Annotated in this window: 12 protein-coding genes; 8 read left to right on the forward strand and 4 right to left on the reverse strand. The window is 36.1% G+C overall.

Annotated features, from left to right (window positions below):
* Positions 1-467: MATE family efflux transporter (locus QZU81_RS09810; protein WP_295591566.1), on the reverse strand; the 467-nt coding region annotated here is incomplete at its 3' end.
* Between the two features lie 110 nt (positions 468-577).
* Complete coding sequence (locus QZU81_RS09815) at positions 578-1,216, reverse strand: Ig-like domain-containing protein (protein ID WP_295591567.1); 639 nt, start codon at positions 1,214-1,216, stop codon at positions 578-580.
* 108 nt (positions 1,217-1,324) lie between these two features.
* On the opposite strand from QZU81_RS09815, the gene purD reads away from it, so the two are divergent.
* From purD to argF, 4 genes are all read left to right on the forward strand, one after another.
* Entirely contained in the window at positions 1,325-2,635 is a 1,311-nt protein-coding gene (gene purD, locus QZU81_RS09820; RefSeq protein WP_295591568.1) for a phosphoribosylamine--glycine ligase, read from the forward strand.
* 135 nt (positions 2,636-2,770) lie between these two features.
* Complete coding sequence (locus QZU81_RS09825; protein WP_295591569.1) at positions 2,771-2,959, forward strand: hypothetical protein; 189 nt, start codon at positions 2,771-2,773, stop codon at positions 2,957-2,959.
* Positions 2,959-3,498 carry a TMEM175 family protein gene (locus QZU81_RS09830; protein ID WP_295591570.1) on the forward strand — a complete coding sequence of 180 codons (540 nt, stop codon included), beginning with the start codon at positions 2,959-2,961 and terminating at the stop codon, positions 3,496-3,498. Before QZU81_RS09825 ends, QZU81_RS09830 begins: the two co-directional genes overlap by 1 nt.
* A 62-nt stretch (positions 3,499-3,560) precedes the next feature.
* A complete protein-coding gene (gene argF, locus QZU81_RS09835; protein WP_295591571.1) occupies positions 3,561-4,469 on the forward strand; it encodes an ornithine carbamoyltransferase in 909 nt (302 codons plus the stop codon).
* Here the strand turns inward: argF and QZU81_RS09840 are convergent.
* A complete protein-coding gene (locus QZU81_RS09840) occupies positions 4,464-4,715 on the reverse strand; it encodes a zinc-ribbon domain-containing protein (RefSeq protein WP_295591572.1) in 252 nt (83 codons plus the stop codon). The genes argF and QZU81_RS09840 overlap by 6 nt on opposite strands.
* Positions 4,705-5,037: a DUF2085 domain-containing protein gene (locus QZU81_RS09845; RefSeq protein ID WP_292828794.1), complete on the reverse strand. Its 333-nt coding sequence runs from the start codon at positions 5,035-5,037 to the stop codon at positions 4,705-4,707. Before QZU81_RS09845 ends, QZU81_RS09840 begins: the two co-directional genes overlap by 11 nt.
* Before the next feature lie 97 nt (positions 5,038-5,134).
* On the opposite strand from QZU81_RS09845, the gene QZU81_RS09850 reads away from it, so the two are divergent.
* The 4 genes from QZU81_RS09850 to ilvC all read left to right on the forward strand — a co-directional run.
* Complete coding sequence (locus tag QZU81_RS09850; protein WP_295591573.1) at positions 5,135-6,829, forward strand: acetolactate synthase large subunit; 1,695 nt, start codon at positions 5,135-5,137, stop codon at positions 6,827-6,829.
* The gene (gene ilvN / locus QZU81_RS09855) at positions 6,830-7,315 is read left to right on the forward strand and encodes an acetolactate synthase small subunit (protein WP_292828788.1); all 486 of its coding nucleotides are present in this window, start codon (positions 6,830-6,832) and stop codon (positions 7,313-7,315) included.
* Between the two features lies 1 nt (position 7,316).
* Positions 7,317-7,844 carry a carbonic anhydrase gene (locus QZU81_RS09860; protein ID WP_292828785.1) on the forward strand — a complete coding sequence of 176 codons (528 nt, stop codon included), beginning with the start codon at positions 7,317-7,319 and terminating at the stop codon, positions 7,842-7,844.
* A gap of 127 nt (positions 7,845-7,971) precedes the next feature.
* Positions 7,972-8,643 (forward strand): ketol-acid reductoisomerase (ilvC, locus tag QZU81_RS09865; RefSeq protein ID WP_295591574.1); only part of this gene is annotated, 672 nt, incomplete at its 3' end.

Below are 8,643 nucleotides of genomic sequence, written 5' to 3' on the forward strand. Positions count from 1 at the left end.
GCCCCTCCGAATATTGGTGGAAGCAGCATCGCAAATGAAAATGAAAATATTATTGTTCCGTATTGCATGGCATAATTCAAGACGCTTGATGCGCCCATAATGTTTAATAAGGGTTCCAGAAAGACAAGTAATATTATTGAAACGACAATTGAAAGTATGATTCCCAATATCAGGTTGTGTATTGCAGCATTATTTGCGGAGTTTCTGTTTTCGGCACCGATATAACGTGAAATCAGTGAGTTACCACCTGCTCCTATTCCGTTCCCGATTCCGATAAGCACCATGAATAATGGTGTAATATATCCAAGTGCAGCTAGTGGCTCCGCACCAAGCCCTGCAACCCAAATGCTGTCAATGATGTTATTTGCAAATATTAAAAACATGCTTGCTATAATTGGGATTGATAATTTGTTTATTGCCTTTTTAGGGTCTCCTGTAATCATTTCTATATTTGAATTCTTTTCCATATTTTACCTCATACTTGCATATGCAATTATACTCTTGTATATGCAAGTGTTAGTATTTAAATATATTGATGTAAAAAACAAATTTCAAAAAAAAAGAAAAATAAGATGGTTTATTGTAAATTACCATCTTCGTCAACCATGTCTCCAGATTCGTAGACATCCCTTATGTATTGTGCGGCGTATCCGTCATTTTGTCCACCACGAATAATGCCGTTGTCATCATAATAGAAATTGTATTGGCTGTCGTAGTGTAATTGGATACTTGAAGAGTTTTCATTGTTATATAATGCTGTTCCTGCACTAGAGTTGCTTGAAATAGGTTCGCTTCCATCATCACTGCTAGCGCTTTCACTTTGATATCCTTCTTCAACAGTTATTGTTTGATTGGCGATGCATCCGTTATATGCATTGGTTCCATTATACTTTACGATTACAGTATATTCGCCAGGCGCTTCATTGTTTATAACTAAAGCTCCTCTACCTTCATTGTCTGTTAAAATTGAATAATTTTGGAGTTCACCATCTTCTAAAAATGTAATGGTAATGTTTTGACTCGGAATAGCATTACCTTTTTCATCTTTAAGTACAAATTTCACTGCATCCCCGTTTTTCATTGTGCTTTCAGTGAAAATGTCGATTTCTGTATTTAATTTACCATCATGGCTTTGTGGCATTGAAAAAGCAAATATTCCCACCGCAATTGCAATGATGATAACGACTATTGCAATTATTAACATGTTTCTATTCATTGACCTCACCTATATGGATATATATTTTTTCAATATAAAAATTATTTTGATTTTAAAATAATTTAAATATTTTTAAAAACATATCTTAAATCAATAGGAGACTATATTATGAAGGTTTTAGTTGTTGGAACTGGTGCCCGTGAACATGCAATTGCAGACGCACTTAAGGATGATGTAGAATTATACTGTTATATGAGTAAAGTTAACCCTGGAATGTCAAAAATCGCTGAATTTAAGCAAGGAGATGAAGGGGAAGTTGAAAAAGTAGCTGAGTATGCAGTTGAAAATGAAATTGACATTGCATTCATCGGTCCTGAAGCTCCACTTGGAAAAGGAATTGTAGACGAGCTTCAGAAAAACGGCATTAAATGTGTTGGACCAACACAAAGTGCGGCTCGCATTGAAACTGATAAGTCATTCATGAGAAAACTCTTTGAGGATTATGAAATTGAAGGGTCTTTAGTTTATAAGGTATTTGATAATTCTGAAGACGTATCTGCATTTTTGGATGAATTTGATAAGGATGTTGTAGTTAAACCGGTCGGTTTGACTGGTGGTAAGGGAGTAAAAATTGTAGGAGACCACTTGAAGGATAATGAAGAAGCTAAAGAATACTCCTGTGAAGTCATTGATAATGTAATGGGAGGATTTGCTCAAGTAATCATTGAAGAAAGATTGATTGGTGAAGAATTCACCATCCAGGCATTCTGTGACGGTGAACACTTGGCACCAATGCCTGCAGCACAGGACCATCCTCATGCATTTGAAGGAGATGTAGGTGCAATCACCGGAGGTATGGGATCATACTCTGATGTAGGTGGCCTATTACCATTCTTAAGCCAAGAAGATTATGATAAAGCTGTTGAAATCATGCAAGCTACTTTAAAGGCTATTGCTGAAGAGGCAGAACCATATAAAGGAATTCTATATGGTCAGTTCATGTTGACTGCTGATGGTCCAAGACTCATTGAATACAATGCAAGATTCGGGGATCCTGAAGCGATGAATGTTTTGCCTCTCTTAAAAACTCCGTTAGTAGATATTTGTCAAGCTATTGTCGACGGCAATTTAGATAAAGCAGAATTTGAGGACAAAGCCAGTGTATGCAAATACATTGTGCCTGACGGATATCCTGAAACTGAACATGCCGGCGAACTGATTGAAGTTGATGAGGAAGCAATCGAAGAGCTAGGCGCTAAGGTATTCTATGCGGCGGTATCAGCTGAAGAAGATGGAATTCACTTGTCCGGTTCAAGGGCATTAGGAATTGTAGCCAGCGGAGATTCCATCGAAGAGGCTGAAAAAATAGCTGAAAAGGCATGTGAGTTTGTTAAAGGTAACGTTTACCACAGAAGAGATGTCGGTACAACAGAACTTGTAAACAAACGTATTGAACACATGAAAGAAATTTTAAACTAAATTTCTTTTTTTTCTTTTTTTGGTGATAATATTAAAAAATACAGTCCTGAAGAAATTGAGAAGCTGAAAAATGATATTGATTATAATCTGGAAGTATTAAAAGAGAATACTTCCAACAAGGACGAGTTTGAACAATTGCATAAGTTATCTAGTGACTTACATGCCTTAAATAGTTCCCAACATTCTATTGCAGAAGCAAAAAGGCTTAAACTAATTGACAAAAAATTAAGCTTTTATGAACGATTCAAAAAGGCATTGGAAAGAAATATAAACATTGATCCCGGAAGGCTGTTGGGATTGACCGACGCATCTTTGGGATGGTAATGACCCTTTTGGTTTTTGGTATAGCTATTCCTGAACTGCAAATTACAAATTATTCAGATTTCATAACCTTTATTTCAACCTTAACGCCGACAATCGGTGTAACAATAGTTAGTTTTGTACTCATCAGTTCATTTTGGATTTATCATCATGAGTTTATAAAGGTCAAATGCCTGAACATTCCTTATTTATGGTTGAACATATTTTTCCTAATCTGCATTTCATTCATTCCATTTTCGACTTCCCTGATTGGACACTATTCACATTTCTTCTTGTCTGAAGCTTTTTTTGGATTAAATATCTTCCTGACAATAGTGATATTTTTGCTGATGTACCTTTATGCTGATAAAAGGAATTTCCTCGAAAGCAAGCCTTCTAGAGAAGAAAAAAATCATGTAATCTTCACGTTTGTTATTCTTATGGCTTTGACTATTTGTGTAAACCTTTTGGACTTCAACATATCCGGAAAGTTCATTTATCTATTCCTGCTTGCGCCCGTAATCTCAACGATTAGGGACATACAATTTAGAATGAAATCATAGAAACATTTAATATACATTAATAAAAGATATTTATTTTTATTGATATTTATAAAGGGGATTTTATGGGTAGTTTATTGTCAGTTAGTGATATCAAGGAGGATGTCGAATACATTCTAGATTTAGCTAGTAAAATTAAAGCAGGCGAAATTGAAGATAAGCCTCTTGAAGGCAAGACATTAGCGATGATTTTTGAAAAGTCATCAACAAGAACCAGACTTTCTTTTGACGTTGGAATGTATCAGTTAGGCGGAAGGGCAATCTTTTTGTCTTCCAATGATTTGCAGATGGGCAGAGGCGAACCGATTTACGATACTGCAAAAGTCCTAAGCCGTTTCGTTGATGGAATAATGATTCGTGCTAAAAAACATTCTGATGTGGAAGAATTAGCTAAACATTCTGAAGTGCCTGTCATTAGTGGTTTAACTGATTTGGAACATCCTTGCCAATCCTTAGCTGACATGCTGACCATTAAAGAACATTTAGGTGGTTGGAAAGGCAAAAAAATTTGTTTTGTCGGTGATGGAAATAACGTATGCAATTCCCTTTTATTAATTGCTCCACTTCTTGGAATGGACATGTCTGTAGCCTGCCCTAAAGGATATGAGCCTGATGAAGACATTTTAAAGACCGCAAAAGAATATGCGGAAGAAAACAATACTGATATAACCATAACTGATGATATTGGCGTTGCATTGGAAAATGTTGATGTCGTATACACTGACGTCTGGGTAAGTATGGGTGATGAAGAGGAAGCCGCTCAAAGGGAAATTGATTTTGCACCATTCCAGGTCAATTCTGATTTAATGAGCTTAGCTAATGATGGAGCTATTTTCATGCACTGTTTACCTGCAATCAGAGGTCAGGAAGTAACCGCTGATGTTATTGATGGGGAACAGTCTGTTATTTTTGATGAGGCAGAAAACAGGATGCACGCTCAAAAAGCGGTATTGTATTACTATCTAAAATCATAGTGATCCTATTATCGCAAATATGATGAAAATCCCAATCAAACAAAGACAGCATCCTATCCAGTCAGAGTTATCGCCAGATGAACTGCTTGTTGTACTTGTGCTCTGAGTTGTTTTCTGGTTATAATTATTATTTTCATGTGTTTCAATAACTTCTGGTTTTTTCACTTCTTCTTTTAGTCTTTTACCACAGTTTTTACAAAATACTGCATTTTCAGGATTTTCTTCCCCGCAATATCTACAAAACATTAAGAATCCACCTTATGATTATTTTTAAAAATATTATTAAACCTACTCCGCCAACAAAGCCGGTAATAAACCTTAAATTGTTGGTGCTTTCTCTTGGACCAAAATATTGTGTTAAACCATCAATGGCTACAGGTATCATTAAAACCATTGAAATTAATAGCATATTGAAGTCATAGCCATGCGGATAGAATTTATTTGCAATTAAATAGGCAATCAAACCTGTGTAAAAACCGGTGCATCTTGCACAAACTGGAAATTGATGGCCTTTAATGAAGAAACTTCTCTCCGGCTTTCTGTGGCAGATATATTTTGTTAATTCCATGCTATCAACACAACTTAAGTACATTAATATTATTTCAATAATTATATATATTTTTGTATACATATGTTAATGCATAATAAATATAAAGGTTTTAAAAATGAGAGGCGGAGAAGCGATAATTGAATCCCTCAAAAATATGGGGGTAAAAACAATATTTGGTTATCCTGGCGGACAGACCATACCATTCTATGACATGTTATATGATGCAGAAATGGATCATATATTGGTTAGACATGAACAGTGCGCAGCTCATGCAGCTGACGGATATGCAAGGGCATCTGGTCGTGTGGGAGTGTGTGTGGCAACTTCAGGTCCTGGTGCAACTAATCTTGTAACCGGTATTGCAACTGCATATATGGACTCTTCTCCTATTATAGCTATTACTGGACAGGTTCCTACTCATTTGATTGGAAATGATGCTTTCCAAGAAGCGGATATTATTGGAATAACTATGCCTATTGTTAAGCACAGTTATCAGCCAAAAGATCCGGATTTGATTCCTTCAATGATTAAATCCAGTTTTGAAATAGCAGCCAGCGGAAGGCCTGGTCCAATATTAATCGATGTTCCTAAGGAGGTTCAAGAGGGGGAACTCACTAAATTTGATGATTCATTAATCGAAACACCTGGTTATAATCCAACCACCAAAGGTAATATCAGGCAGATTAAAAAAGCTCGTGATTTAATAAAACAGGCTAAAAGGCCTATTATATTGGCTGGAGCAGGTGTCATTATATCTAATGCATGTTGTGAGCTAAAAAAACTTGCTTATACTATTAACGCTCCTGTAATGACTTCCCTTTTAGGAAAAGGAGCTATTGATGAGACTGATGATTTGGCATTAGGTATGCTTGGTATGCATGGAAGAAAAGTTTCAAATGATTCCGTAAATGAAGCTGACTTGTTAATAGCTATTGGTGTAAGATTTTCAGATAGGACTACTGGAAGACTAGACAGCTTTGTACCAGATACAAAAGTAATTCATATTGATATTGACCCTGCGGAAATCGGTAAGAATGTACCTGTTGATTTGCCGATTGTAGGAGATGCTCGCAATGTATTGGCGTCATTAAATAAAACTTTAGAAGGTTATAATGCATCTGATGATGTTAATAAGTGGACAGATATGATTAAGCAAAGAAAACAAGACTTGCTTCCAAGAGTAACCTATGATGATGTTCCACTAAAACCGCAAAGCGTAATAAAAGAGATTGCAGAAGTTTTAACTCCTGAATCCATCTTAACAACAGATGTCGGTCAAAATCAAATGTGGGCGGCACATTTCTATGATACTCAAAGGCCACGCAAATTCATTTCATCAGGCGGTTTGGGGACCATGGGATTCGGATTCCCATCAGCTATTGGTGCTAAAGTGGCTTGTCCTGATGATCCTGTTGTATCAATAAACGGTGATGGTGGATTTTTAATGGTTTGCCAAGAGTTAGCAACTGTTCGCGAGTATGATATACCAGTCATTGCGATTGTTTTAGAGAACAGAACTTTAGGAATGGTATATCAATGGCAAAGCTTGTTATATAACAATAGGCACTCTCAGACTTTAATTGGAAACAGTCCTGACTTTGTTAAATTGGCGGAAAGTTTTGGAGTAAATGCGGTTAGAATTACCAAACCTGGCGAAACCAAAGAGGCTTTAGGAAAAGCAATTAAAGATAATGAACCGATCTTATTGAATGTAGTAATTGATTCTGAAGAAGCCCTACCTATGCTTCCTCCTGGAGCAGGAATCAATGAGATGATTGGTGAGTATAAGCTTGAAAAGGATGTGATTTAAATGGATTTGGAATACCATGTTATTTCCACATTAGTTGAGGATAAACCTGGGGTCTTGCAAAAAGTAGCAGGATTGTTCAATAGAAGAGGATTCAATATTGACAGCATTACCGTTGGAAACTCCGAAATTGATGGCCTGTCCCGTATGGTCATCTCAGTGCATGCAGATAAGACAGGTTTAGAGCAAGTTACAAAGCAACTGAATAAATTGGTTGACGTTATCAAGATTAAAGATATCACAAAAACTGCTGTTAAAAGGGAATTATGCCTTATTAAGGTCAATATTCCTAATGAAAAAGCAAGAGCTGAAATAATGCAATATACTAATATCTTCAGGGCAAAGATTCTGGATGTTACAGAAGAGACATTAGTAATCGAGCTTACCGGAGATAAGAAGAAGATTAATGCATTCATATCTTTAGTAGAAAATTATGGAATTAAAAGAATAGCCCGTACTGGCCTTACAGCAATGGCAAGGGGAGTTTGAAATGACTATATTGGAAAATGTTTTGGAAGATAATAAGAAATTTGTTGAAAACTTTGAAGGCGAAGAAATGTCTCACCATGCAGCTAAAAAATTAGCTATTTTAACCTGTATGGACTGCAGATTAATCGATTTCTTCGAACCGGCTTTAGGTCTCAAAAGAGGTGACGCTAAAATTGTAAGAAATGCAGGAAACTCTATTGTTGGAGAAGATGCAATCAGATCAATTGGTGCAGCTCTTTATAATTTAGGATGTGAAGAAGTATTGGTTGTAGGCCACACAGAATGTGGAATGGCCGGTGCTGATGCTGAAGCCTTAAAAGAAAAAATGCTCGCTCGTGGCATTGCTGAAGAAGACATTGCCAAATATGATTTGGCTGAATGGATTGGTGGATTTGACGACGAAGAAGAAAACGTCAAAAATGTTGTTGAAAAAATCAAAAATCACCCATTAATCCCTGATGTACCAGTACACGGTCTCATCATTGATATTGTAACTGGTGAGTTGAAAGTTTTAGTAGATGGTTACTAATCATCTATTTTCTATTTTTTTTAAAAGTTACTTTTATTAATATTGAAATTAATAATTATATATTGATATTTTATATATCTATTTAAATTTTATAAATTAATTAAAAAAATCGAAGAGATGATTTTAAATGAAAATGTATTACGATGCAGATGTAGATACAGATGTTCTTGAAGGAAAGACCATTGCTGTAATTGGTTATGGTTCTCAGGGAAGAGCACAATCTAGAAACATGGCTGATAGTGGAGCCAATGTTATTGTTGGTGTAAGAGAAAATGGAAGTTCTTGGAACTTAGTTCAAGAAGATGGAATGACTGTAAAAACCATTGAAGATGCAGCAAAAGAAGCTGACATTATTCACATATTGCTTCCTGACGAAATCCAAGAAAAAGTTTACAACGAACAAATTGCACCATATGTTGAAGCTGGAAACACTATTTCATTCTCTCACGGTTACAACATACACTTTGGATTAATCAAACCTGATGAAACTGTAAACATAGTAATGTTTGCACCTAAAGGACCAGGATCCATGGTAAGAAGAACTTATGAAGAAGGATTCGGTATTCCAGGTTTAGTAGCAGTCCAACAAGATGCAACCGGAGATGCATTCCAACTTGCATTAGGTATGGCAAAAGCATGCGGATTAACTAGAGCTGGTGTATTGGAAACTACTTTCCAAGAAGAAACCGAAACTGACTTATTCGGTGAACAAACCGTTTTATGCGGAGGTATTACCGAATTAATCAATGCAGGATTCACCACTTTAGTCGAAGCAGGTTACCAACCTGAAATCGCTTAC

The sequence above is a fragment of the uncultured Methanobrevibacter sp. genome (genome assembly GCF_902770715.1).
Taxonomy (GTDB): Archaea; Methanobacteriota; Methanobacteria; order Methanobacteriales; family Methanobacteriaceae; genus Methanocatella.